The organism is Acinetobacter sp. YH12144 (assembly GCF_013418345.1).
Classification (GTDB): domain Bacteria; phylum Pseudomonadota; class Gammaproteobacteria; order Pseudomonadales; family Moraxellaceae; genus Acinetobacter; species Acinetobacter amyesii.
This window is the reverse complement of the sequence record NZ_VPCD01000018.1, coordinates 54,478-78,870: the sequence shown is the minus strand read 5'-3', so window position 1 is coordinate 78,870 and position 24,393 is coordinate 54,478. Positions and strand designations below refer to the sequence as shown.

23 protein-coding genes and 1 tRNA gene are annotated in these 24,393 nt (G+C 40.2%); 12 read left to right on the top strand and 12 right to left on the bottom strand.

Annotation, left to right across the window (positions count from 1 at the left end):
- Positions 1 to 110: zinc ribbon domain-containing protein (locus FTU79_RS12625; protein ID WP_179994364.1), on the top strand; the 110-nt coding region annotated here is incomplete at its 5' end.
- 242 nt (positions 111 to 352) lie between these two features.
- Here the strand turns inward: FTU79_RS12625 and prpF are convergent.
- Complete coding sequence (gene prpF, locus FTU79_RS12620) at positions 353 to 1,543, bottom strand: 2-methylaconitate cis-trans isomerase PrpF (RefSeq protein WP_180050429.1); 1,191 nt, start codon at positions 1,541 to 1,543, stop codon at positions 353 to 355.
- Between the two features lie 330 nt (positions 1,544 to 1,873).
- Here prpF and FTU79_RS12615 point away from each other — a divergent pair, with 330 nt between their 5' ends.
- The 4 genes from FTU79_RS12615 (at position 1,874) to FTU79_RS12600 (ending at position 6,663) form a co-directional block, all read left to right on the top strand.
- Positions 1,874 to 3,262 (top strand): amino acid permease, encoded by a 1,389-nt coding sequence (locus FTU79_RS12615; protein WP_180050425.1) that lies wholly within the window; start codon positions 1,874 to 1,876, stop codon positions 3,260 to 3,262.
- 73 nt (positions 3,263 to 3,335) lie between these two features.
- A tRNA-Arg gene (locus tag FTU79_RS12610) sits at positions 3,336 to 3,408 on the top strand.
- Positions 3,409 to 3,946: 538 nt separating this feature from the next.
- Positions 3,947 to 5,206: an OmpP1/FadL family transporter gene (locus FTU79_RS12605; protein ID WP_078193051.1), complete on the top strand. Its 1,260-nt coding sequence runs from the start codon at positions 3,947 to 3,949 to the stop codon at positions 5,204 to 5,206.
- A gap of 305 nt (positions 5,207 to 5,511) precedes the next feature.
- Entirely contained in the window at positions 5,512 to 6,663 is a 1,152-nt protein-coding gene (locus FTU79_RS12600; RefSeq protein ID WP_180050422.1) for an OmpP1/FadL family transporter, read from the top strand.
- 72 nt (positions 6,664 to 6,735) lie between these two features.
- Here FTU79_RS12600 and thrH read toward each other — a convergent pair whose 3' ends face one another.
- Complete coding sequence (gene thrH / locus FTU79_RS12595; RefSeq protein WP_078189978.1) at positions 6,736 to 7,353, bottom strand: bifunctional phosphoserine phosphatase/homoserine phosphotransferase ThrH; 618 nt, start codon at positions 7,351 to 7,353, stop codon at positions 6,736 to 6,738.
- A gap of 201 nt (positions 7,354 to 7,554) precedes the next feature.
- Between thrH and FTU79_RS12590 the strand changes: the two genes are divergently transcribed.
- Positions 7,555 to 8,289: a phosphoadenylyl-sulfate reductase gene (locus FTU79_RS12590; protein WP_180026497.1), complete on the top strand. Its 735-nt coding sequence runs from the start codon at positions 7,555 to 7,557 to the stop codon at positions 8,287 to 8,289.
- Between the two features lie 167 nt (positions 8,290 to 8,456).
- The gene (locus FTU79_RS12585) at positions 8,457 to 9,836 is read left to right on the top strand and encodes a wax ester/triacylglycerol synthase family O-acyltransferase (RefSeq protein WP_168379035.1); all 1,380 of its coding nucleotides are present in this window, start codon (positions 8,457 to 8,459) and stop codon (positions 9,834 to 9,836) included.
- 311 nt (positions 9,837 to 10,147) lie between these two features.
- Here the strand turns inward: FTU79_RS12585 and FTU79_RS12580 are convergent, their stop codons facing one another.
- The 6 genes from FTU79_RS12580 to FTU79_RS12555 form a co-directional block, all read right to left on the bottom strand.
- On the bottom strand, positions 10,148 to 10,321 hold the full coding sequence (locus tag FTU79_RS12580; protein WP_168379036.1) for a PA1571 family protein: 174 nt from the start codon (positions 10,319 to 10,321) through the stop codon (positions 10,148 to 10,150).
- A 142-nt stretch (positions 10,322 to 10,463) separates the two neighbouring features.
- A complete protein-coding gene (rng, locus tag FTU79_RS12575) occupies positions 10,464 to 11,918 on the bottom strand; it encodes a ribonuclease G (protein WP_078189981.1) in 1,455 nt (484 codons plus the stop codon).
- Between the two features lie 42 nt (positions 11,919 to 11,960).
- Positions 11,961 to 12,527, bottom strand: a complete 567-nt coding sequence (locus FTU79_RS12570) for a Maf-like protein (protein WP_180050419.1) — start codon at positions 12,525 to 12,527, stop codon at positions 11,961 to 11,963.
- Positions 12,515 to 13,006, bottom strand: coding sequence for a rod shape-determining protein MreD (gene mreD / locus FTU79_RS12565; protein WP_180050416.1), 492 nt, complete (start codon positions 13,004 to 13,006; stop codon positions 12,515 to 12,517). Before mreD ends, FTU79_RS12570 begins: the two co-directional genes overlap by 13 nt.
- Positions 12,993 to 13,850 (bottom strand): rod shape-determining protein MreC, encoded by an 858-nt coding sequence (gene mreC, locus FTU79_RS12560; RefSeq protein WP_078189984.1) that lies wholly within the window; start codon positions 13,848 to 13,850, stop codon positions 12,993 to 12,995. The genes mreD and mreC overlap by 14 nt, the downstream gene beginning before the upstream one ends.
- Before the next feature lie 16 nt (positions 13,851 to 13,866).
- Complete coding sequence (locus FTU79_RS12555) at positions 13,867 to 14,913, bottom strand: rod shape-determining protein (RefSeq protein ID WP_086178633.1); 1,047 nt, start codon at positions 14,911 to 14,913, stop codon at positions 13,867 to 13,869.
- 133 nt (positions 14,914 to 15,046) lie between these two features.
- On the opposite strand from FTU79_RS12555, the gene gatC reads away from it, so the two are divergent.
- From gatC to gatB, 3 genes are read left to right on the top strand one after another with little or no spacing between them, the layout of a single operon-like run.
- The gene (gene gatC, locus FTU79_RS12550; RefSeq protein ID WP_078189985.1) at positions 15,047 to 15,361 is read left to right on the top strand and encodes an Asp-tRNA(Asn)/Glu-tRNA(Gln) amidotransferase subunit GatC; all 315 of its coding nucleotides are present in this window, start codon (positions 15,047 to 15,049) and stop codon (positions 15,359 to 15,361) included.
- Positions 15,362 to 15,412: 51 nt separating this feature from the next.
- Complete coding sequence (gene gatA, locus FTU79_RS12545; protein WP_168379039.1) at positions 15,413 to 16,891, top strand: Asp-tRNA(Asn)/Glu-tRNA(Gln) amidotransferase subunit GatA; 1,479 nt, start codon at positions 15,413 to 15,415, stop codon at positions 16,889 to 16,891.
- Positions 16,891 to 18,366, top strand: coding sequence for an Asp-tRNA(Asn)/Glu-tRNA(Gln) amidotransferase subunit GatB (gene gatB / locus FTU79_RS12540; protein ID WP_180050413.1), 1,476 nt, complete (start codon positions 16,891 to 16,893; stop codon positions 18,364 to 18,366). Before gatA ends, gatB begins: the two co-directional genes overlap by 1 nt.
- A gap of 28 nt (positions 18,367 to 18,394) precedes the next feature.
- On the opposite strand, the gene FTU79_RS12535 is transcribed toward gatB, so the two are convergent.
- On the bottom strand, positions 18,395 to 19,804 hold the full coding sequence (locus FTU79_RS12535) for a hypothetical protein (RefSeq protein ID WP_180050410.1): 1,410 nt from the start codon (positions 19,802 to 19,804) through the stop codon (positions 18,395 to 18,397).
- Positions 19,805 to 19,938: 134 nt separating this feature from the next.
- Here FTU79_RS12535 and FTU79_RS12530 point away from each other — a divergent pair, with 134 nt between their 5' ends.
- Both FTU79_RS12530 and FTU79_RS12525 read left to right on the top strand, forming a co-directional pair.
- Positions 19,939 to 20,469: a hypothetical protein gene (locus FTU79_RS12530; protein WP_257224308.1), complete on the top strand. Its 531-nt coding sequence runs from the start codon at positions 19,939 to 19,941 to the stop codon at positions 20,467 to 20,469.
- 370 nt (positions 20,470 to 20,839) lie between these two features.
- The gene (locus tag FTU79_RS12525) at positions 20,840 to 21,418 is read left to right on the top strand and encodes a DJ-1/PfpI family protein (RefSeq protein ID WP_180050406.1); all 579 of its coding nucleotides are present in this window, start codon (positions 20,840 to 20,842) and stop codon (positions 21,416 to 21,418) included.
- 109 nt (positions 21,419 to 21,527) lie between these two features.
- On the opposite strand, the gene FTU79_RS12520 is transcribed toward FTU79_RS12525, so the two are convergent.
- The 3 genes from FTU79_RS12520 to FTU79_RS12510 form a co-directional block, all read right to left on the bottom strand.
- The gene (locus FTU79_RS12520; RefSeq protein ID WP_227591924.1) at positions 21,528 to 21,974 is read right to left on the bottom strand and encodes a hypothetical protein; all 447 of its coding nucleotides are present in this window, start codon (positions 21,972 to 21,974) and stop codon (positions 21,528 to 21,530) included.
- A gap of 147 nt (positions 21,975 to 22,121) precedes the next feature.
- Complete coding sequence (locus FTU79_RS12515) at positions 22,122 to 22,967, bottom strand: hypothetical protein (protein ID WP_180050400.1); 846 nt, start codon at positions 22,965 to 22,967, stop codon at positions 22,122 to 22,124.
- A gap of 95 nt (positions 22,968 to 23,062) precedes the next feature.
- Positions 23,063 to 24,034, bottom strand: a complete 972-nt coding sequence (locus FTU79_RS12510) for a hypothetical protein (RefSeq protein WP_180050397.1) — start codon at positions 24,032 to 24,034, stop codon at positions 23,063 to 23,065.
- Positions 24,035 to 24,393: the final 359 nt, after the last annotated feature.

The window sequence follows — 24,393 nt, the reverse complement described above, 5'->3', positions numbered from 1 at the left end:
AATGGGAGTGCATGAGCTGTGGTACAGCTCATGATCGAGATATAAACTCAGCTCTAAACATTCTTGCGCTTGGGCATAAGCGTCTAGCTGTAGGAATCACCCTCTTTTAAGGGGGTGAGGATGTCAATAAGTCTTTTTTAAGCATGGTTTCGCTACTTTTTTTTCAGGGTAAAGCTACGCAAAATGCTAACAAAATTAATCCGACATAAATCACAGAAACTTTCTAATATTAAATGCAGTTCATATTATATAAAAATATATACCAATTCATGATTTGCTTATTCATATAAAAGATAAAGGCAAAAAAAGCCCCTGCAAAGCAGAGGCTGATTTCAAATGAGATGTTAAATACTTAATCTAAACTATCCGCAGGAATACGCACCCAGCCTTCCATTAAGACACGCGCACTTCGACTCATCACGGCTTTTTTAACGACCCACTGACCATTTTCATAAATTGCTTGCGCACCTACACGTAGCGTCCCAGATGGATGTCCAAAACGCACAGCTTCTCGCTCCCCACCACCCGCGGCTAAGTTCACAAGCGTCCCCGGTATCGCCGCAGCTGTACCAATGGCAACTGCTGCTGTGCCCATCATGGCATGATGCAGTTTCCCCATCGACAAGGCACGAACCAATAAGTCCGTATCTTGTTCCGAAATATGTTTAGAACTCGAAGATGTATAGGCTTTCGGCTTTGAAACAAATGCAATCTTTGGGGTATGTTGACGCTGTTCTGCTTCAGCAATATCTGAAATCAAACCCATTTGCTGCGCACCATAAGCACGGATTTTTTCAAAACGGGCCAATGCCTTGGCATCACCATTGATCGCATCTTGCAGTTCAGTGCCGACATAACCAATATCTTCTGCATTTAAGAAAATCGTTGGAATACCTGCATTAATAAATGTTGCAGGGAAACTGCCTTCATCGGGTACGGTTAAGGTATCGACCAAATTCCCTGTAGGGAACATGGCGCCGCCATCTTCACCATCATCTGCGGGGTCTAAAAATTCAATTTGAACTTCGGCTGCTGGGAAGGTCACACCATCTAGTTCAAAATCACCAGTTTCTTGTACTGCACCATCAGTAATAGGTACATGCGCAATAATGGTTTTTTGAATATTGGCTTGCCAAATACGAACCGTACATAAACCATTTTCAGGAATACGTGATGCCTCAACCAAACCATTTGAAATGGCAAATGCACCAACTGCTGCCGTTAAGTTTCCGCAGTTACCACTCCAGTCGACAAATGCTTTATCAATCGATACTTGTCCAAATAGATAGTCTACATCATGCTCAGGCTGTGAACTTTTTGCCAAAATCACGGTTTTACTGGTACTTGAAGTCGCTCCACCCATCCCATCAATTTGTTTTCCATAAGGATCTGGACTGCCAATCACACGCAATAAAAGTTGGTCGCGAACTTGTCCAGCTTGTTGTGCTGCAAGCGGTAAATCATCTAACTTGAAAAATACACCTTTACTAGTACCACCACGCATATAAGTCGCTGCAATCTTAATTTGGGGAGCAAAACTCATTTTTATTGAATCCTTAATCTTTATCATTGTGTTTTGGCAGAGCGTTCTTTTCTGCACTTTTGCATCATACAATGTTTAATTGAAGTTTTAACAATCACATGACTTAAGTATAAAAAAACAACATTCGATACCTTTTCCATATAAAGCCAAGCATCAGAATTTCAATTAAAATAAAATTAATCTATTGATTCATAAATTTTTAATTCAGCATTTAAAACGAAAAATAGGTTATTAAACCTATAAATATTTTTCATAAATTTTGAGCTACTAGGCTATTCATTCTCTATACATTACAATTACCAAAATTAAACCATTCTCGGGAAGAGTAACTTGACTACCAATTCCTCCGAACTCAAGCGTGGCTTAAAGAATCGTCATATTCAATTGATTGCCATGGGTGGTGCAATTGGTACAGGCTTATTCTTGGGCTCAGCGCATGTGATTCAATCTGCTGGACCATCCATTATTCTTGGCTACGCCATTGGCGGTTTGATCGCCTTTCTAATTATGCGTCAGTTGGGTGAAATGATCGTCCATGAACCTGTAGCGGGTTCATTTAGCCATTTTGCATATAAATATTGGGGGAAATTTCCAGGTTTCTTAACAGGTTGGAACTACTGGATTCTCTATATTTTAGTGGCAATGACAGAACTCACCGCTGTTGCGAAATACATCAATTACTGGTGGCCTCATATTCCAGCGTGGGCATCTGTACTGTTCTTCTTCGTGATCATCACTGTAGTAAACTTAGGTAATGTGAAGTTTTATGGTGAATCTGAGTTTTGGCTGTCGATTATTAAAGTCACTGCAGTTATTTCGATGATCGTATTTGGTTTGTATTTGCTACTTACAGCAGATGCCAACTCTACAGCATCATTCACCAACTTATGGAGCCAGGGCGGCTTCTTCCCAAATGGTTTTGAAGGCTTATTCTTCATGCTGGCTTTCTTGATGTTCGCCTTTGGTGGTATTGAACTGATCGGTATGGCGGCAGCGGAAGCTGAAAATCCAAAAGAAACTATTCCAAAAGCGATTAACCAAGTTGTATTTCGTATTTTGATTTTCTACGTGGGTTCTTTGACTATTCTATTGTCACTTGTGCCATGGAATCAGCTTGAACTTGGTGGTTTAGACAAAAGTCCATTTGTGATGATCTTTAGCCAACTGGGTATTGATTGGGCTGCACATTTACTGAACTTCATTATTTTAACTGCAGCACTGTCTGTTTATAACAGCGGTATGTATGCCAATAGCCGTATGCTTTACAGCTTGGCGAAGCAAGGTAATGCTCCAAAAGTTTTCGCTAAAACCAACAAAAGTGGCGTGCCAATTCCAGCGGTATTACTTTCTGCAGTCCTGATTTTCGGTTGCGTACTCTTAAACTACTTCGTACCTGAAGATGCGCTTGGTCACTTAATGTATGTGGTGGTTGGTGCACTTGTCCTTAACTGGGCGATGATTACCATGACTCACTTACAGTTCCGTCGTGCAAAACGTATTTTGAATTTTACAACGTCTTATCCTGCACTTTGGGCACCAGTCAGCAACTACATCGTTCTGATCTTTATTGCTTTAGTTCTCTTTATTATGTGGACTCAGGGCTTTATGGAATCTGTTCTAATGATCCCTGTTTGGATTACAGTCATGTTATTAATGTTTAACTATCTTAATCCTAAAGATTTGAGCGACATTGACCCCAATGAAGTTCATAAAGACTAAGTAATTTAAAAAGTTATTGTTTCGGCAATAACTTTTTTTTTAGCTAAAATAGGAGTACATTAGCCTCCGTCTTGCGCTCTTAGCTTAACTGGATAGAGCAGTTGCCTCCTAAGCGACCGACGTGGGTTCGAGTCCCGCAGAGCGCACAATTTCTGAGATATCCCTCCTCCCTGTATTTGTAATCCCCCATATACCAATAAATATAAAGAAAGAACCTTTCACACTAAAAACCCATCAATTACAGTTTTTAACTTAATTATTGTTTTTACAAAGATTACTGTTCAAAGACTATTTTTAAGAACAGTTAAATAGCGCTTTAAAATGTGCTAACCACCTACCTCTCAATGCAAAAAACGACACATAGTATGGTCCATAAGGCCAAAAAATCAATTTATGACTGCTCATATCAAAATTTTTTCAATTTTTTTCTAGGTTTAGAAAATAATGCGCTAAATGAAAATATTAAATAATAATCAAAATGTTATATATACTAATTAGTACTTTTACTCTAAAAATAGCAACTTTTAGCCATATTTTTCAATCTAGAGCATTTACTCTTATTTTAATTGTGCTATTTTTGTCACATGGAGTAACAATTAAGCCTAAGAGTATTAAGAAGTTTTCCATAACGAATATATGCAGTAACCATAAAAATCAAATTCGTATCTCAAGGAATGACGAAGAATGAAATTAAAAACTTTAGCTACAGCCATGATTCTTGCTTCAGTTCCAATGACAGGTGCTTTTGCAGCAGCACTAGATCGTTCAGGACAATCTATTTCTGCATTTTTACAACCAGGGAACTATTTTGAAGCAGGTATTTCGGTTTTAGATCCGAATGTTTCAGGGAAGATGAACAGCACTGCACCTGCTAGCAACCCAACATTAGGAGCTCTTGCTAATACATCACTAGATGACATGGCGGGTGATTACTATTTTCCACAAGCAGCATTAAAATTACAGCTAACTGATAATTTTTCTTTTGGTTTACTATATGATCAACCTTTTGGTGCAGAAGCTAAATATAGTGCAACAGATCAAACACTACCAGTTGCAGGTAACCCTGGCGCATTCCAATTAATGGGCGAAACAACGGAAGTCGAAGTTAACACTCAAAATATCTCGATGATATTAGGTTTTCAACCAATTGAAAATTTTAACATATACGGCGGTGGTGTTTATCAAACAGTAAAAGGTGATGTTCAACTACGCGGTATTGCATATGGAGCAAACCAAGCTCTCGGTTTATATAATGCAAATATGAAAGAAGATAGTGCCGTTGGTTGGTTAGCAGGATTAGCGTACCAAATCCCAGAAATTGCTTTAAAAGCATCTATTACTTACCGTTCTGAGATTGATCACGAAGCTGCAACCACTGAAACTGGAAGCAGTGCTCTACTAGGCGGTGCTTTTTCAACGCGTGCTGACACTAAGATCACCACACCGCAGTCTGTTAACCTTGATTTTCAAACTGGTATCATGGCCGACACTGTCGCATTTGCAAATGTACGTTGGGTAGATTGGTCAAATTTTGCAATTCGCCCAACCGCTTTTGGTAAAGCATCTGAAACATTAGGTGCCCTTGGTCGTGGTCCTGTTGGTGGATTTGACCTTGTTGCTTATTCTGACGATCAAATCAATGCTACAGTTGGTATAGGTCGTAAATTGAGTGAACAATGGGCTGGTAACGTTTCTGTAGGTTGGGATTCTGGTGCAGGCAACCCTGTATCAACACTTGGTCCTACTGAAGGCTACTGGAACGTTGGCTTAGGTTTACAATTCAGCCCAGCGCCTAACTACTTTATCGCAGGTGGTGTTAAATACTTCATGTTAGGTGATGCTGAAGCACAACCTGCATCAATGTTTGGTACAAATGAATCAGTAGCATCATTTGAAGATAACGATGCTTGGGCATACGGTTTAAAAATCGGTTACCGCTTCTAATTTAAATATGATTCGGGCCATAGTTCGCTATGGCCCTAACTTTTTATTCTTTCCCTATCTTGTTTGATCAAACAATAAACATTTAAATTTACTAAAACATTTATCAAAAACTAAGCTTTTTACTCTAATTTTTCATTTAAAAATCATAAAGATAATTATCAATCACTAGAATAAATACTCTAGTCATGCTCATTTTTTAACTTCCCTAGTTCAATTTTAGAGTAGCAACTCTTATTTACTGTTTTTTTATTTATGTTACTTTCCACACATTGAAATAACATCAAAAGTTACAAACAGGGAAAAGTATGCGCTTAAATCACCTTAGCTACGCAATTTTACTTACCGCTTTACCAACAGCATCATTATTTGCAGCGGGTCTAGATCGTTCAGGTCAGTCTATTTCAGCATTCTTACAACCTGGTAACTATGCAGAAGCAGGTATCACTGTTCTAGATGCAGAAGTAAAGTCAAATGAACTTAATGTCGATGACATAGCGAAGTCATATTACTTCCCTTCCGCTGCTGTCAAAGTACAAGCGACTGACAAAATTTCACTAGGTTTAATTTACGACCAACCATACGGTGCAGAAGCTGAATATGATGCTGCATCGCAAGTATTTGGTAATGGTGCTCAAGGTACATCTGTAGATGTTAAAACTGAAAGCTTAACTGCCCTAATTGGTTACCAACCAAACGAAAATTGGAACTTTTATGCAGGTCCAGTTTGGCAAACTGTAGAAGCCAATATCAAACTACGTGGTGCTGCTTATGGTGGTAATGCCAAACTTGGTACTTATAACATCGAAATGGAACGTGAAGAAGCTTATGGCTGGTTAGCAGGTGTTGCTTATTCGATTCCTGAAATTGCATTAAAAGCGGCTATTACCTACCGCTCTGAAATTGAACATAATACAAAATCCAATGAAACTACGCTTCTACCGTATCCATCTTTAAGTGCGCTGACATCATCTGTTGATGCAACAACACCTCAATCAGTTAACTTAGATTTCCAAACAGGTATTGCTAAAGATACGCTAGCATTTGCCAATGTTCGTTGGGTACATTGGAGCCAGTTTGCGGTTAAACCAACTTTACTTGGTAACGTAAGTTCAATTCCAGCACCTCATGTCCGTCAAAATCTTATTGATTACTCAGACGACCAATGGTCAGCTAATGTTGGTGTAGGCCATAAATTTAACAGCAAATGGTCTGGTTCTGCATCTGTAGGTTACGATTCGGGTGCTGGCAACCCTGTTACGACTTTAGGCCCTGTTGAAGGGTATTGGAATGTTGGTCTAGGTGGTCAATATAGTCCTGCTGAAAACTATTTCATCCAAGCAGGTGTTAAATACTTCTGGTTAGGTGATGCTACTGCTCAAACTGGTGGTAATCCAGTAGGTGAATTTGAAGATAACCATGCGCTTGGCTATGGTTTGAAAATAGGCTATCGCTTCTAAGTTGTTAGAACAGCTTTGCATTAAACAAGAAAGGGCGCATAAGCGCCCTTTTCTATAACCAGCTATACAGAATTAAGCTGGAATATCACGAACTGAAGCATTACGAATCGCTTCTTTTAATGCAGCATAGCCATGAATTGGTGGGAATTGTGGAAATTCTGCAATCACATTGTCAGGCGCATCAAATAAGAAACCCGCATCTGCTTCACCAAGCATCGTCGTATCGTTATAAGAATCACCTGCTGCAATCACCCGGAAGTTTAACCCATGCAATGCTTGAACGGCTTTACGCTTTTGATCAGGTTGACGAAGCTTATAAGCTGAGATCATACCATTTTCATCAGTTTCTAATTTGTGGCAGAAAATCGTTGGCCAACCAAGTTGCTGCATTAATGGATGTGCAAACTCATAGAAAGTATCTGAAAGAATAATCAATTGAAAATGAGTACGCACCCACTCTACAAACTCTTTTGCACCTTCAAATGGCCCCATATCTGCGATTACGTCTTGAATATCGTTTAAACCCAAACCGTGTTGTTTTAGGATATTTAAACGCTGAGTCATCAACACATCGTAATCTGGAATGTCACGAGTCGTTGCTTCAAGTTCTTTAATGCCTGTTTTTTTCGCAAAATTAATCCAAATTTCAGGTACTAAAACCCCTTCTAGATCTAAACAAACGACTTCCATGCACTCTACCCTCTGTTATGTGAAAAAAATTTTTTCAATATCATAGCGGAAGAATAAAAAAATGCATTGTTCTTTTTTAAATCTATTTTTTTCATAAGTATCTATTTTTTAGTGATAAGTGTGTTTTAGCATTTCCATTAAAATAGTTCTGAAATAAATTAATATAGGTTTTAACGTTCCAAGCCTATAGCCAGGACATTCATGACTACCATCCCTACTATTGACCTTGTCGATGCACTTGCATCTGAATATGCAGATAAATCACCTTCTGAGATTATGAAACTTGCGCTAAGCCAGCAAGGTGAAGTTGCGATTTCCTTTTCTGGTGCAGAAGATGTTGTACTGATTGATCTTGCATCGAACTTAGGGATTCCTTTTCGTGTATTTAGTTTAGATACCGGTCGCTTACACCCTGAAACTTACCAATTTTTAGATACTGTCCGTAAACATTATAAAATTGATATTGAAATCTGTTTCCCAAAAAGTGATGCGGTACAAAAACTGGTGACAGAAAAGGGCTTTTTTAGCTTCTATCAAGATGAACATAAAGAATGCTGTGGTATCCGTAAAGTACAACCTTTGCGTAAAAAACTAGCCACTTTAGATGGCTGGATCACAGGTCAACGTAAAGACCAAAGCCCAGGCACACGTAATGAAATTCCTGTGGTACAAGCAGACCCCGGTTTTTCAGGTCCGGGCAAGCAATTGATTAAATATAATCCTTTGGCAAACTGGTCTAGCGCTGATGTCTGGAACTATATCCGTCTAATGGAAATTCCATATAATCCACTACACGAACGTGGCTTTATCTCGATTGGCTGTGAACCATGTACTCGACCTGTTTTACCGAATCAACACGAACGAGAAGGTCGCTGGTGGTGGGAAGATGCAACCCATAAAGAATGCGGCTTACACGCAGGCAACATGAAAAAATAAAGATCACAAAACCACTGCATAGCAGTGGTTTTTTTCAACGCATCGATACACATAATTCCGTATCATTTCAACGTAAAAACGCTATACTGCAAAAGACAATTTAATAATTCTAACAATGCTACTCATACATGAGCAGCTGTAGAAATTGCAGTGAGGCAATCAACGCTATGCGTCCATTACATCCTATTGATTTCATATTCTTAAATTTAGAGAAACGGCAACAACCGATGCACGTAGGTGGTCTATTTTTATTTCAGATCCCTGACAATGCACCAGATACTTTTATTCAAGATTTAGTCGCAGATATTCGTAATTCAAAATCCATTCCTATTCCTCCTTTTAACAATAAACTCAACGGCTTCTTTTGGGATGAAGACGAAGAGTTTGATTTAGATCATCACTTCCGCCATATCGCACTGCCGCATCCCGGTCGTATTCGTGAACTTTTGACTTATATTTCTCAAGAACACAGTGCGCTGATTGACCGTGCGAAACCGCTTTGGACTTGCCATATTATTGAAGGCATTGAAGGCAATCGTTTTGCTATGTACTTCAAAATCCACCACGCGATGGTCGATGGCATTGCAGGTATGCGTTTAGTTGAAAAATCACTTTCGCATGACCCAGATGCTAAAAGAATTGTGCCACCATGGTGTGTAGAAGGCCCTCGTGCAAAACGCCTGAAACAGCCTAAATCCAGTCGTATGAAAGGTCTGTTATCGACCATTAAGGGACAACTTGACTCAACTCCACGAGTTTTGTACGAACTGTCACAAACAGTAATGAAAGATATGGGGCGTAACCCAGATTATGTGTCTAGTTTCCAAGCGCCGAGTTCAATATTAAACCAACGGGTTAGTTCTTCTCGTCGTTTCGCTGCTCAGTCTTTTGAATTTTCACGTTTGTCACATATTGCCAAGTCACTCGGCGTAACAATTAACGATATTGTGCTCGCAATTTGTTCAGGCGCATTACGTGAATATTTAATTACACAAAATGCTTTACCTAAAAAGCCATTGATTGCCATGGTGCCTGCATCAGTTCGTACCGATGATTCAGATATGTCAAACCGTATTACCATGATTTTGGCCAATCTTGGAACCCATAAAGAAGATCCGCTAGAACGGTTGAAGATTGTGCGTCGTAGTGTGCTCAATGCCAAAGAGCGCTTTAAGCGGATGAACTCGAATCAAATTTTAAACTACAGTGCTTTTGTCTACAGTGCAGCAGGTTTAAATATTGCATCAGGCTTCATGCCAAAACGTCAGGCCTTTAACTTGGTCATTTCGAATGTTCCCGGCCCACAAGAGCCGTTATATTGGAATGGTGCACGTTTAGAAGCGCTCTACCCAGCGTCTATTGTTTTGGATGGTCAAGCGCTTAATATCACCATGACCAGCTATTTAGATAAGCTTGAAGTGGGTTTAACCGCATGTCGTAATGCGCTGCCAAAAATGCAAAATTTACTCACGCATTTGGAAGAAGAAATTCAACGATTTGAAACTATTGTGAACCAAGATTCCCCAAAGTTACAGGCGGTTAGCTAACCGCCTGTTTCTAGATTTGGTATCAATTCATCAGCATCTTGAACCATACATAATGATAAAAACCCGTCTAAATTGAACAATCTAGACGGGTTTTTAGTATTTGAACTTTGATTGATTTTTTGGAGCAATTTATGTGTATAAGCTAAAATTTAGGTGAACAAATCCGTTGCTATTGTTTAATTATGACTTGTAGATACGAACTGATAATTAAGTTTATTTTCCATTATTTATAAAATTTTAGCGCATTAAATATTTTAGAATTGCGCGTTAGCACTTTAACCCTCTGGATTACATTATTTATATTTCAATATTTAAGCTTTAATTGCTCGGCACTGTTTAAGTAACTGATGACAAGCAGAACGAATCATAGACGCTGTAATTTGAACCTCATTACCACGCTCATCCACGATATAACCTGAATGGATCGCTTTTGCTTCAACAACAGTTTTAAGACCACTTTTCATTACTGTTTTACTAACACCCATAGTACACCTCTTTTTGCTAAGCCATTTTCAAGTCCAATGCAGGAAAATGGCTTTGGCTATTTGATGTGTCTAGTATTCAAAATAACAGTTCAAAAGTAAAATCTCAGTTGTAACAAGTGTTTAACGATATTCTGTTACAATTTCAGCTCAGAATGATATCGTATTGCTCTTGCGTATATAAATTTTCCACTTGGAACTTGATCACACGGCTAATAAAGTGCTCTAAATCAGCTACCGCAGGTGCTTCAGCAGTTAACAATCGGTCAATCACCGACGGATGTGCCACCACGGTAAAACCACTTTGTGACTCATAAGCACGTGCATATCTCAAGATTTCACGGAAAATTTCATAGCAAACTGTTTCAGCCGTTTTCACATAACCACGCCCCTGACAGGTTGGGCAAGAATCACAAAGAAGATGCTCCAAAGATTCACGGGTGCGTTTCCGAGTCATTTCCACCAAACCCAGCTCAGACACTTGAGTGATCTTGGTTTTAGCATGATCGCGCTCAAGCATTTTCTCAAACTGGCTCATCACCTCTTCACGATGATGTGCTTCTTGCATATCAATGAAGTCAATAATGATAATCCCGCCCAAGTTACGTAGTCGGAGCTGACGTGCAATGACCTGTGTGGCTTCCATATTGGTTTTAAACACAGTGTCTTCAAGCGAACGACCACCGACGTAGGAGCCAGTATTGACATCAATCGTGGTCATCGCTTCAGTTTGATCGATCATCAGGTAGCCGCCAGACTTAAGTGCTACACGTGTCTGTAAGGCTTTCTGAATATCCTCTTCGACATTGTACAAGTCAAAAATTGGACGCTCACCCGGATAATGCAGTAAGCGATTTTGCATACTCGGTACAAATTCTTGAACAAACTCTTGCAATTTGCCATGCACTTCACGTGAGTCGACCTGAATTTTAGACGTATCTTCATTGGCCAAATCACGGATGACGCGTTGCGGTAAAGGTAGCTCTTCAAAAATCAAAGATGGTACGACAATACTGCGTTGTTTACGTTGTATGTATTCCCACAGTTTTGCTAAATAGGCCATGTCCTGCGCAATTTCACATTCAGGAATACCTTCGGCAGCTGTACGAACAATGACTGAACCCGGTAAGTTGTGTTCCTTTTGAATGCGTTCAATCATGCTACGCAAGCGATCTCGTTCTTCTTCAGACTCAATGCGCTGTGAAACACCGGTATGACTGCCATATGGCATTAAAACGAGGTAACGGGAAGGAATAGAAAGATCAGTAGAAAGTCGTGCACCTTTGGTACCCAACATATCTTTCATGACTTGTACAGTGAGTACTTGCCCCGGTTGTAACAGCTCAAAAACGTTCGGGGTCGGTTGATTGCGCTGCCAGACCATATCATTGATATGTAAAAAAGCCGTTCTCGACAATCCAATATCAATAAAAGCAGCCTGCATACCCGGAAGCACGCGAACAACTTTCCCTTTATAAATATTGCCCACTAACCCACGCTTCACGGTGCGCTCAACAAATAATTCATTGACCGTACCGTTTTGAATCAACGCCACCCGACATTCCATCGGTGTGACGTTAATCAACAACTCGTCAGACATATCAAAACTCAAAACATTATAAAAATTCTTGTGTTGCAGCAGTTAATTTAATGCCTTAACTATCTGTAATAACTGTACGGTTTCATGCAAAGGCAGCCCAACAACATTGCTGTAGCTCCCTTCAATACAAGGAATATAGCGCGCAGCAATTCCTTGAATAGCATAGGCTCCCGCCTTGCCGATTGGTTCACCTGTTGCCCAATAGCTTTCCATGTCAGCTAGACTCAGCGTTTGAAATTCAACCTGTGTACGCACTACTATACTGTATATTTGATCTTTTGTACTGACACAAACACCTGAAAACACATCATGTTTTCGTCCAGAGATCATTTCCCACATAGAAAAAGCATGTGCTTTCGACGCTGGTTTTCCTAAAATGTGCTCATCTACGCCTAAACTAGTATCCGCGGCAATAACGATAGCATCAGGGAATTGTTGTTGTACTGCGCAAGCTTTGGCACGTGCTAAACGCTCTACATAATCCGCTACAGGTTCTCCTTCCAACACGGACTCATCAATATCTGGACTGAAAATTTCAAATTCCAGACCTAATTGTTGCATTAGTTCGCGTCGTCGAGGAGAACTCGAAGCTAAAATTATATGCGCCATTTTCTCAAGAAGTAATACATGATTGGCCAAATGAGTAAGCTAGTAACAATTGGCTGCCAATGGCGGGCAAATGAAAACTGTGCTCCACCCATCACTTGAACAATCCACACAAACAGTAAATGCGCGAAAATTGCCATTGCAGCAATAATCCATAAATTACCAAATGTGAGAATACGACGTTCACGGGTCAAAAAGCGTGTCACAAATGCAATGACCACAAAACTCAGTGCGTTCATGCCAAATGGCGCATCAGTCAATAAGTCGGTAAATAGACCTGTGGCAAATGCAAACCAAACACCGCACCATGTCGGCTGACAGAGGACCCAAAATAGCATGATCATCATCATGAATAATGGGCGCCAACCCGATAGGTCATAAGAAAGCGGATACACCATCAGCACGGATGCAAAAATGATGGAAAAGATAATCGGAAATAATGGGTCGCGCTCTGTATGACGACTAAGCTTAGCGAGTGACATGCGGTTGCTCCATCGCTAATGAATCGGAAAATAGCACAACCACATGATGACCACCTGCCAATTGGGCAGCAGGATTGATATCAATTTGGGCAAATTCACCGCTATTGTGACGACTGACTTTCGACACTGTACCCACCAAATAACCCGCTGGGAAATGTGCCCCTAGACCTGAGCTATAGACTTTTTCACCGACTTTGATATTCGCACTGGTTGGCACGTATTCCATCTTAAGTCGACCTAAGTCACCTGTACCCGTAACGATTGCGCGCATACCGGTATGCTCCATACGCACGGATAAAGAGTGCTCTTTGTCTGAGAGCAACATGACACGGCTACTATGCGGGTAAACATTGATAATTTGCCCCATAATGCCCTTGTCATCGAGTACAGTTTGTCCCACTTTAAGCTGACTGCTGGCTCCACGGTTAATCACAATAATATGACGTAAGGGATCAGCATCGGTACCAATGACTTCGGCAATCTCCATACGACCATCAATAATGAGTGGTGTATCGAGTAGTCCACGCAGTCGAGTATTTTCAGCAGAAAGTTCAGAAAGTTTCTGTAAACGGACTTGAGCCTGAATTAACTCTGCTTGCATCGCGGTATTTTCACGACGTAATTGAGCTTCAGACTTGGTTTGTTGATTCAGCCATTCTCGCGATAACACTGGATAGCTTGCAAGTGCATAAATTGGATTATATGCCGCATACAAGACGTCTCTGGCCGGTTGAATTACATGCGGCATGCGCCAATCAAAGAAAAGCACCACCAAGCATGTAATCACCGCAATGATAAATGAGCGAAAAGATGGCGGTTGTCTTGAAAACAGTTGCGTTTGCACCCGCCGAGTCCTTTTCTTAGCCTACAAATAACATGTCATGATTTGGGTTATCGAAGAATTCGAGAACCTTACCACCACCACGTGTAACACATGATAGTGGATCTTCTGCAACCACGACAGGAAGACCTGTTTCTTTTGCAAGAAGCTTATCAAGATTGCGAAGTAATGCACCGCCACCAGTCAACACAATACCGCGTTCTGCGATGTCTGAAGACAACTCTGGTGGCGTTTGCTCTAGTGCAGATTTAACCGCAGCCACAATGTTTTGCAGTGGATCAGAAATCGCTTGAGTCACTTCATCAGAAGTTACGGTAATCGCACGAGGTACACCTTCAGCCAAGTTACGACCACGGACTTCGATTTCCAAAGGTTTTGCACCTTCTTCTGGAAGCGCCATACCAACTTCTTTTTTGATGTTTTCTGCAGTGGTTTCACCAATCACACAACCATGTGCTTTACGCACGTAGTTAATGATTTGTTCATCAAATACATCACCACCGATACGTAGTGAGTCTGCATAGACACAACCTTGAAGTGAAATGATCGCGATTTCAGTTGTACCACCACCAACATCGACAACCATCGAACCACAGGCTTGCTCAACAGGCATACCTGCACCAATTGCAGCAGCCATTGGCTCTTCAATTAAGCGAACTTCACGTGCACCTGCATTGTATACAGCTTCACGGATTGCACGGCGTTCCACCAACGTCGATTTACATGGCACACACACCACGACACGCGGTGCAGGTGGGAACAAACGTTTTTCGTGCACTTTGCCAATGAATTGATTCAACATCGTTTCAGTGACTTCAAAATCTGCAATCACACCATCTTTCATTGGGCGAATCGCAGAAATATTTGCAGGTGTACGACCTAGCATTTGCTTCGCGTCAAGACCTACTGCGGCAACGATTTTTTGTGAACCACTGTGGCGAATTGCCACCACCGTCGGTTCATTTAATATAATGCCTCGTCCTGGCGCATAAATAAGTGTATTTGCAGTGCCTAAATCAATGGCAAGATCCGGCGAAAACAAGCCAATTAGTCGTTTTAGAATCACGGGGACGTTCTCAGTTAAACTTTTATATGGACGCAAGGTGGCAACTTTAACTAAATGTGATGATTTGAACAAGTCAATCGCTTATTATAAGCCACGATATTTTGAATTTTTTTAATACTGATTAGGTAATGTTATGTCTACATCGGATGCACAGCATTCTGCAGATCTAAATGCACAAACAGTTTCAGCGATTGCCCATCTGGCTCGATTGTCGCTAGATGAAGCGCAATCTGCTGACTATGCTCAAAGTTTAAATAAAATTTTAGGCATGATGGAAACCCTGAAAGGCATCGATACTGACGGTGTTGAACCACTAAAAAGTCCATTCGACAATCCACAGCCCTTACGTGAAGACGTGGTATCTGAGACCAATCATCGCGAAGCATATCAAGCAGTTGCTCCTGCCGTACAGGATGGCTTGTACCTTGTTCCGCGTGTGATTGAATAATTTTTATTCAGATCAACATTTTTTCAAATTAAACGTAAAGAAATATTTCTCATGACAGATTTACATCGCTTATCAATTCGTGAATTGTCTGAAGGTTTGGCTGGCGCTAAATTTTCTTCACGCGAATTGACTGAACACTATTTAAAACGCATTGAAAAAATCGATGCTCAAGTCAAGTCATACGTGACCGTGACAGCTGAACAAGCACTTGCGCAAGCAGATGCGGCTGATGCTGCAATTAAATCAGGCAATGCAAGTGCGTTGACTGGTGTACCAATTGCACATAAAGATATTTTCTGTACCCAAGGCATTAAAACCACTGCTGGTTCTAAAATGCTGGACAATTTTATCTCTCCTTACGACGCGACCGTTGTAGCGAAAGGTAAAGCTGCGGGCCTTGTCACTTTAGGTAAAGTGAACATGGATGAATTCGCCATGGGTTCAACAAGTGAAAACTCATTCTACGGCGCGACTGCGAACCCTTGGAACTTAAACCATGTTCCCGGTGGTTCTTCAGGCGGTTCTGCGGCTGCAGTAGCGGCTGATCTTGCGCCTTTCGCAACAGGTACAGATACAGGCGGTTCAATCCGTCAGCCTGCATCATTCTGCGGTTTGACTGGTCTTAAACCGACGTATGGTCGTGTTTCTCGTTTCGGTATGATTGCGTATGCATCATCTTTAGACCAAGGCGGCCCAATGGCACGTTCGGCTGAAGACTGTGCTTACCTCATGAACGTGATGGCAGGTCATGATGCGAAAGATTCAACTTCTGTTGAAAAAGACGTCGATAACTACGTGGCGAACCTGAACGGTACTTCTGTAAAAGGCTTACGCATCGGTATTCCGAAACAGTACTTTAATGTTGCTGGTTTAGATGCAGACGTGAAAGCACGTGTTGAAGAATCGTTGAAAAAGCTTGAAGAAATGGGCGCAATCTTGGTTGAGATTGACCTGAACATGACTGAAAGCTACGTACCAACGTATTACTTGATCGCACCTGCTGAAGCATCGTCTAACTTATCTCGTTTCGATGGTGTACGTTATGGGTACCGTGCAGAAAATCCTGTGGACTTAATGGACTTGTACAAACGTTCACGTTCAGAAGGTTTTGGTAAAGAAGTGCAGCAACGTATCTTGATTGGTACTTACGCGCTGTCTGCGGGTTACTACGATGCTTATTATGTGAAAGCACAAAAAGTACGTCGTTTAATTCAACAAGATTTCTTAAAAGCATTTGAGTCTGTAGACGTGATTGCGGCTCCTGCTGCACCGACTACGGCATATAAGATTGGTGCAAACTTATCTCCTGTAGAAATGTACTTAGGCGACATCTACACTATTGCAGTGAACTTGGCAGGCTTACCTGCGATTAACGCGCCTGTTGGTTTTGACAAAGACAACTTGCCTGTTGGCTTACAGTTGATTGGTAACTACTGGTCAGAATCTCAATTGTTGTCTGTGGTGCATCAGTACCAACAAGCAACCGATTGGCATACACAACGCGCTGCAATTGCTGAGGAGAATGCATAATGGCTAAAAACGCTGCGAAACCAAAATCTAACCTGATTGATGGTTGGGAAGTGGTGATTGGTATCGAGATTCACACTCAGCTTGCAACCAATACCAAAATTTTCTCAGGTTCATCTACCACATTTGGTCAAGACCCAAATACACAAGCTAGCCTTGTAGATTTGGCAATGCCGGGCGTATTGCCAGTACTCAACAAAGAAGTAGTTGATCTTGCGATTCGCTTTGGTTTGGGTATCGATGCTTACATCGACCAAGCTTCTGTATTTGCACGTAAAAACTATTTCTACCCTGACTCTCCAAAAGGCTACCAAATCAGCCAAATGGACAACCCGATTGTGGGCTTGGGTCATATCGACATTCAACTTGAAGATGGTACGGTTAAGCGCATTGGCGTAACCCGTGCTCACCTTGAGGAAGATGCAGGTAAATCGATCCATGACCAATTTGAAGGTCAATCTGGTATCGATTTAAACCGTGCAGGCACACCTTTACTTGAAATCGTATCTGAACCTGATATGCGTTCGGTTGAAGAAGCGGTTGCCTACATTAAAGCGATCCACACTTTAGTGCGTTGGTTAGGCATTTCTGACGGTAACATGGCTGAAGGTTCATTCCGTGCGGACTGTAACGTGTCTTTACGCCGTCCGGGTCAACCGTTTGGTACACGTTGCGAGCTTAAAAACCTCAACTCATTCCGCTTCATTGAACAAGCGATTAACGTTGAAATCGAACGTCAAATGGAAATCCTAGAATGGGATGGCACGATTGACCAAGAAACGCGTTTATTCGACCCTGTGAAGATGGAAACACGTTCAATGCGTTCGAAAGAAGAAGCGAACGATTACCGCTACTTCCCAGACCCTGACTTGTTGCCTGTTATTATTGCAGATGCACAAATTGAAGCAGCTCGTGCTGCGTTACCTGAGTTGCCTGCTGCACGTCGTGCGCGTTTTGTAGCAGACTTTGGTGTGACTGAGTACGATGCTCACGTGCTTACGCTTACTCGTGAAATGTCAGAGTTTTATGAAGACGTAGTAAAAGCTGCTGGCGGCGCTGCGCAAGGTAAAGTGGCTGCGAACTGGGTGATGGGCGAATTCTCTGGTGCTTTAAACAAAGCGAGCTTAGAACTAGCTGACTCTCCTGTAACAGCAGAGAAACTTGGTGGCATGATTGCACGTATTGTGGACAACACGATTAACGGTAAGATTGCGAAGCAAGTATTCGGCTTTATGTGGGAAGAAGGCAAAACTGCGGACGAAGTGATTGCAGAAAAAGGCTTGAAACAGGAAACTGATACAGGCGCAATTGAAGCGATTATTAAAGACGTACTTGCTGCCAACGAAAAGATGGTTGAAGAGTTTAAATCTGGTAAAGAGAAAGCTTTCAACGGTTTAGTTGGTCAAGTAATGAAAGCAGCGAAAGGTAAAGCCAACCCTGCTCAAGTGAATGAATTGATGAAAAAATTGATTGGTTGATCTGATTTTTCTTTATAAGAAAACCCGCTTAAGAGCGGGTTTTCTTATAGGTCGGTTTAAACTCTTCTGCCGTCATTTCGGTGATCTTATTTTTTCCTACTAAATTATGTCTTTCATATTCTTCTAGCACTAATTTTGCCTGTTGATTATCTTCCTCAGACCAATTTGAAAAATCGATATACCCGAAATCATTGCCCTCTTCAAAAAAACTAGTATCTAAAATCGAATCATCTCTTGCAGATGCATAACCAATCATCACTAAACTAGAAATATTTGGATATCTCAACTTATAAATTACAGCATAGTCACCTAACATCATTTTTCTAACTTCACGATACTTTTCTAACGTGCCATAATCTTTTGAGATAGGTAAACAGAAAAATAAATAAGCTTGTTCTAATCCATCTACTAAAAGTTGTCTTGTCCCCCTTTTATTTTTAAAACTATAATACATTTCAACAAATGCATCGCCTAAAATTCTTCTTTGAAATCTATTAGCAAAAGCCATATTTCTAATTTTTTCTTCAATCTCATATATTTCTGTCCAATTATTATTTGCAACAGAAGTCCCATTTAAAATATGAAAACTAAAGGACTCAATTAAGGTATCCCAAAAATAACTGTTTTCGTCTAGTTTTTTTCTTAACTTAAAATCTTGTCTATCAATGAACTTATCAAAAGTAGGATATTTTAAATTGATCGAATCCTTCCTCATTTCTGAATGTGAAAAAATATTTCTTTCTTCTGTAGTTTCATCATAACTTTCGTACCATAAAGTTATTAGATCACCTTCAGCATTTACACTGACATCTTTGTCTGTAAGAAAAAAGTTCTCTCTTAGTTTTAAGTATTCTATAAAGTCATTTGCAGTATCAAAATGCTCCAAACAGTCCTTTAAAGTTTTTTCTGTAAAAACATGAACAAAAGGTTCGTTATTAATTTCCCCTATCCTATAAGGTTCAGTGTCACCCAAATTAATATCATTATTAAACCTTAAGCTTCCATAACCCAATTTTTCTTCTAGTATATTTTCTAAACCATGTGTAACTAAAATATGATGAAATTTGGCATTGCTGAGATCAATATTGATTGGAAATTTTGTTGTGCATTTCTTATCAACAAAAAGTCTGTCTGCATATGACCTAATCCATCTTTCAGCACCTTTGGTCTGCTTAAATGATTTTGTTATGGCATCTCTGTACCATCTTTTCCACCCTACAAGTTCTCCCTTTTCACTCTTAAACTCAATTTCTTTATCGCTAATTAGTAAAATATCATTGCCAAAGACAACAATAAGATCACAAATCTCTTTACCACCTTCTTGATCCCTAAATAAGTTTGGCCATGTCCAAAACTTTAGGAAAGATTTAGCCCCCAAATCATTAACCAATCTTTCACTTTCAGTAAAACTTGTATCGCGTTGTATATATATTGACATTTATCTATCAACTCATTTTTTTATAAATAATATGAAATTAACATAGGATTATGAGTTTAAAAAACGAATAAAAAGTATCATCCATCGCCAAACTTGAATACTTAGGACGTATTCAACTTTCAAAGTCTTTCTTTATGCGTGACTTTCTCTATAGTGAAATCGCCAATTGGTACGGTGTACCCAACGTCCCTGACCATCCTGATATTGCCATTCGTACGGGCTCGAAACTCTGCGAAGAACTACTTGAACCACTGCAAGAAAAGTTTGGATGTATTGCCATTCGTTCTGCATACCGTTCACCAAGCGTGAACCAACTCGGCAATGAAAAAGGACATAATTGCGCAAGTAACAAGAAAAACTTTGCAAGCCATATTTGGGACTATCCAGATGCAAAAGGCTACGGTGCAACGGCGTGTATTGTCATTCCATCATTTCTAGAACTTTATGAAAAAGACCAAAGCAATTGGCAACAACTCGCCTATTGGATTCATAACCATCTGAACTATAGTCATTTGCAATTTTTCCCAAAACTCTGTGCTTTTAACATTGGCTGGCATGAACAACCCGCACGGGAAATTTATAGTTATATCCAACCGAAAGGCTATTTGCTGCGAGGTGAAGCGGTGAATGAGGGATTTGAGAAATTTTATCCTGATCTGATTTAATTTTTTAAGTTTCCCTCTACCCCCCGCCTTCTCCCAGTGGGAGAAGGTGCTTCCATTGCTAATTTAATACCGTTATGGATTCTGTAATAGAAGTCCCCTCTCTATTTAGTAGATGAACAGCACTGCTGCACAAGGGAGAGGTAAATATTTAACTTTTTAAAGCTATGTGAAAAACACCAAAGTCATTAATAATTGATAGCATCTAGCCTACTAAACTCATCATAATTTGAACTATAACCATCTATAACTTTTATAAATCCAGATAAAAATATACAACTAAAGAATTTACAGCCTGCTTAAAACTGTCATTCCAATATGCTAAGGTAAATGAAAAATTGATATAAATCATATTTCAACAGAGGGTTACATCATGTCAAAACAAATTCTTATGCTCGTGGGCGACTATGCTGAAGACTACGAAACAATGGTACCTTTTCAATTTTTAGTTGGTCTTGGTTATACCGTTCATGCCGTTTGTCCTGACAAAAAAGCTGGCGACAGCATTGCCACAGCCATTCATGATTTTGAAGGTGAACAAACTTATAGCGAAAAACGCGGTCATAACTTTGCCATTAACTATGACTTTGATGCAGTTAACTCAGATAACTATGTCGGCTTAGTGATTCCGGGTGGTCGTGCACCTGAATATTTACGTATGAATGCACGTGTGATTGAAATCGTACGTGAATTTGACAGTGTGAAAAAACCAATTGCAGCCGTGTGTCATGGCGCACAGATCCTTGCAGCAGCAGATGTACTTAAAGGCCGCACCTGTTCCGCTTACCCGGCTTGTGCCGCTGAAGTCAAATTGGCAGGCGGACAGTATGCCGATATTGCAGTCACGGATGCAGTGACCGACGGTCATTTAGTTACTGCTCCTGCTTGGCCTGCTCACCCTGCGTGGATGGCGCAATTTGTTAAAGCATTAGGCGCGACGATTACCATTTAATGCTTGAGTCACGAAACTAAAACGCATTGGATCATCATCCATTTAGGGTGAATCCATAAAAAATGCTCCTTGTATAAAAGGAGCATTTTTTTATTTACTCAAAATAAAATTAACGAACTACACCTAACTTATTCCAAATTTCTGGGGTTAAAAATTTGGTCACCAATTTATTCAAATCGACATAACGCAGTACGCCTTGTAATTGTTGTTTAATTTCAGGCGTCTTTAATATTTCATCCCCAGTGATACTACCAAGCTCTTGAAAACTTTCGCCTACAGCCTGTAGACCGTCGGCTTTAATTACAGCCTGCGTTTGCGTAGAACATTGCTCAACCAAGATTCGCTGCATCACTTGAGCCAGATTTTTATCGAGTTGCGTTTTTTGCGCATCACTGACATTACTGTATTGTTTTAAATCTGGATGCGCTGCCAATGCTGAAAAAGTCCATTGTAAAACTGCTGTTTTATCCGCCGCAGTGGTCGATTTCACTAAACATTGACTGAGCTGATCGACCGTCGGACTCGCCAAACTCACCTGAGTCGTCCCGAGCATCATGAGCGTCAATAAAGCCAAACCTGCTGGTCGGGAAAAACGTAGATGTATTTTTTTAGATAAACCGTAAGCCATAGACCAAACTCCCAAAACTTAAGTCACCTTTGTATCATGAAGTGCTGTATTTGCTGTTTGGTCTGTGTAACTCAACTATTCATTTTTGCTAGTCGGTGCATAGATGAGAGGATGAATCGTTGGCCTTCTATTCCAATACCAATAAAAATGTCCATGGGTATCGAGCAAACTATGGGTGGTCAATGTCGATTTATTGCTATCCCCTCGCCAACAGGCAAGTGCTGCATTACGGTTATTATGTAGGTCAATAAACTCAGGATTCGAATATTTGGGTTTCGCAGGAATGTATAAAGCATCTCCGGGATTGACCCATAAATCTGCCAAGTAAATCTTGCCTAGATTTGGAAAATAGCGCCCTACTGAGATGACCAGAGGCAGTTGATCTTGATCGGTCGAGCAAAAAATATGCGGAAAGTCATGATGTTCTAAATCAGTAATGACAAATGGCGTTAAAGTTTTACAGCCATTTAATTTTGATGTTGCATTTTCATAAGGCAAATAATGCCCTGCCATCATGCCGTATTCATAATGAATCTCTGACAGTCGTTTTTGATTTGAATGAATCTGAATCGCTTCACCTGCTTGAACTAAGGTGATACCAAAAGCTGCCGCGGTTTCTTTGCTTGCCACCAATGGCATAAACTCGAAGTGTTGCCCTTCAAATTCAAGCTCCGTTTGCTCCCCCCAATTGGTAATTTTAGTCGAAATTTCGGAAGGTACATCGTAGGGATTTCCCATCGTCATTTTCGCATTGGTGGCTGACTCGGTAATTAAATGAATTCCTGCCCCAAGTGATGCTAAATATGTTGGATGCCCACGATCATTCAAAAAGAAGGGTGTTTGCTCGATATTGACTGTAATCTCTGTTAATTCTCGGTCAAATAATGGTGCATTAAAATAAGTTTCATTTACTGAACTCATGGTTTTTCCTTATTATTTTTTAAAATTTTATCTGAGTACATCATTGGATCAGGATAAAAGCTTATTTCCCCAAATGGCTTTTATCCTGTTGAAGTTTATTTCATACGATTCAACATATTTTTTGCCCCTGCGTGGTTATAGTTGGTCGCTAAGTTTTGTAGGATGCCTTTTGCTCTTGCATTGGCGTTTGGATAACTTTTGCTATATGCAGGCACTGACGTTAAGCATTTTGCAACGAGCATACCTGATTCAGCATAGGCTCTATTGGCATTTGCACCATTTAATTTGCCATAGCTATAAGCGCGCTGTGCATTATTACAAGCGGTGACTTGGTTTTTTCCTGCATTTAAGTCACGTCGTGCATTGACATATAAGCGCATTTGTATCTGTTGCGATGTTTCTGCAACTGGTTTCACTATAGGTTTGTTTTCAGGCTCTTTGGCTTTGGTTTCTTTTTTAGTCTCTACTTCTTTTTTTGCTTCATCTTTTGTATTGCTTTTTGTTGTCGTTGCTTTGGCTTTGCTTGATGCTGCTTTTTTAGCTACAGCGTCTTCTTGTTTATTATAATTTTTGCGACGTTCTTCGGGTCCGATGATTGCTGTATACAAACTCACTAAGCGGGTTTCAGAACGGTCATTTGATTTACGCTCTGAAACGGGTTCAATTGCAACCATCCAGCGTTGTCCATCTGCCTGACTACACTGAAATACGCCTGTGCCCTGTTTTATACTGCTATAGGTCGCTAATAATTTACGACTCCATGCATTTTTGACTTGGTTCAAATTGCTTTTATTCAGTTGAATAAATTTGCCATTTTTGGCTTGGCAGTAACTGCTCATATTTTGCTTGGGTATAACTGATTCTGCTTCCATATTTTTCTTTTGTGGCCCCCAATCATAGACGTATTCTTTCGCCTTCCCATTTGAGCTATTTAGCCCTTTTTGATTAATCACTTCTTGTGGTGATGCATAATGATTAAATGAATTTGGGTTTAAACTCTGCATGGTTGTACAACCATGTAATGCAAATCCAATACTCCCCACCCATAAAATTGCCTTTAAATTCACAGCAAAAATCTCAAAAAATTCACCCTTAAAAAATAGCGTAATTTAGTGCCTTTCACAATTTTATAATCTTGATTTTATTTATTATTTTTATAAATTTAATCACTAAAATCGTACACGTTTGAGATGTGTGCATATGTTGTTAATTTTAATTTGATGAATTTCACATTTTATTTAAGTGTATTTGTTTATCCTTGGTGAACGGTCATCATCGTTCCCTTTTAGGTTATTTCGCAAGCATTTATGTATCGCTATGTGCTTATCAAATCTGCCATCAGAACAAGCCTCTATTATTAATAATAATATAAAGCTGGGCCTATCCATGATTCGAGCGACAATATGGAATCGAGTAAAAAAACAGC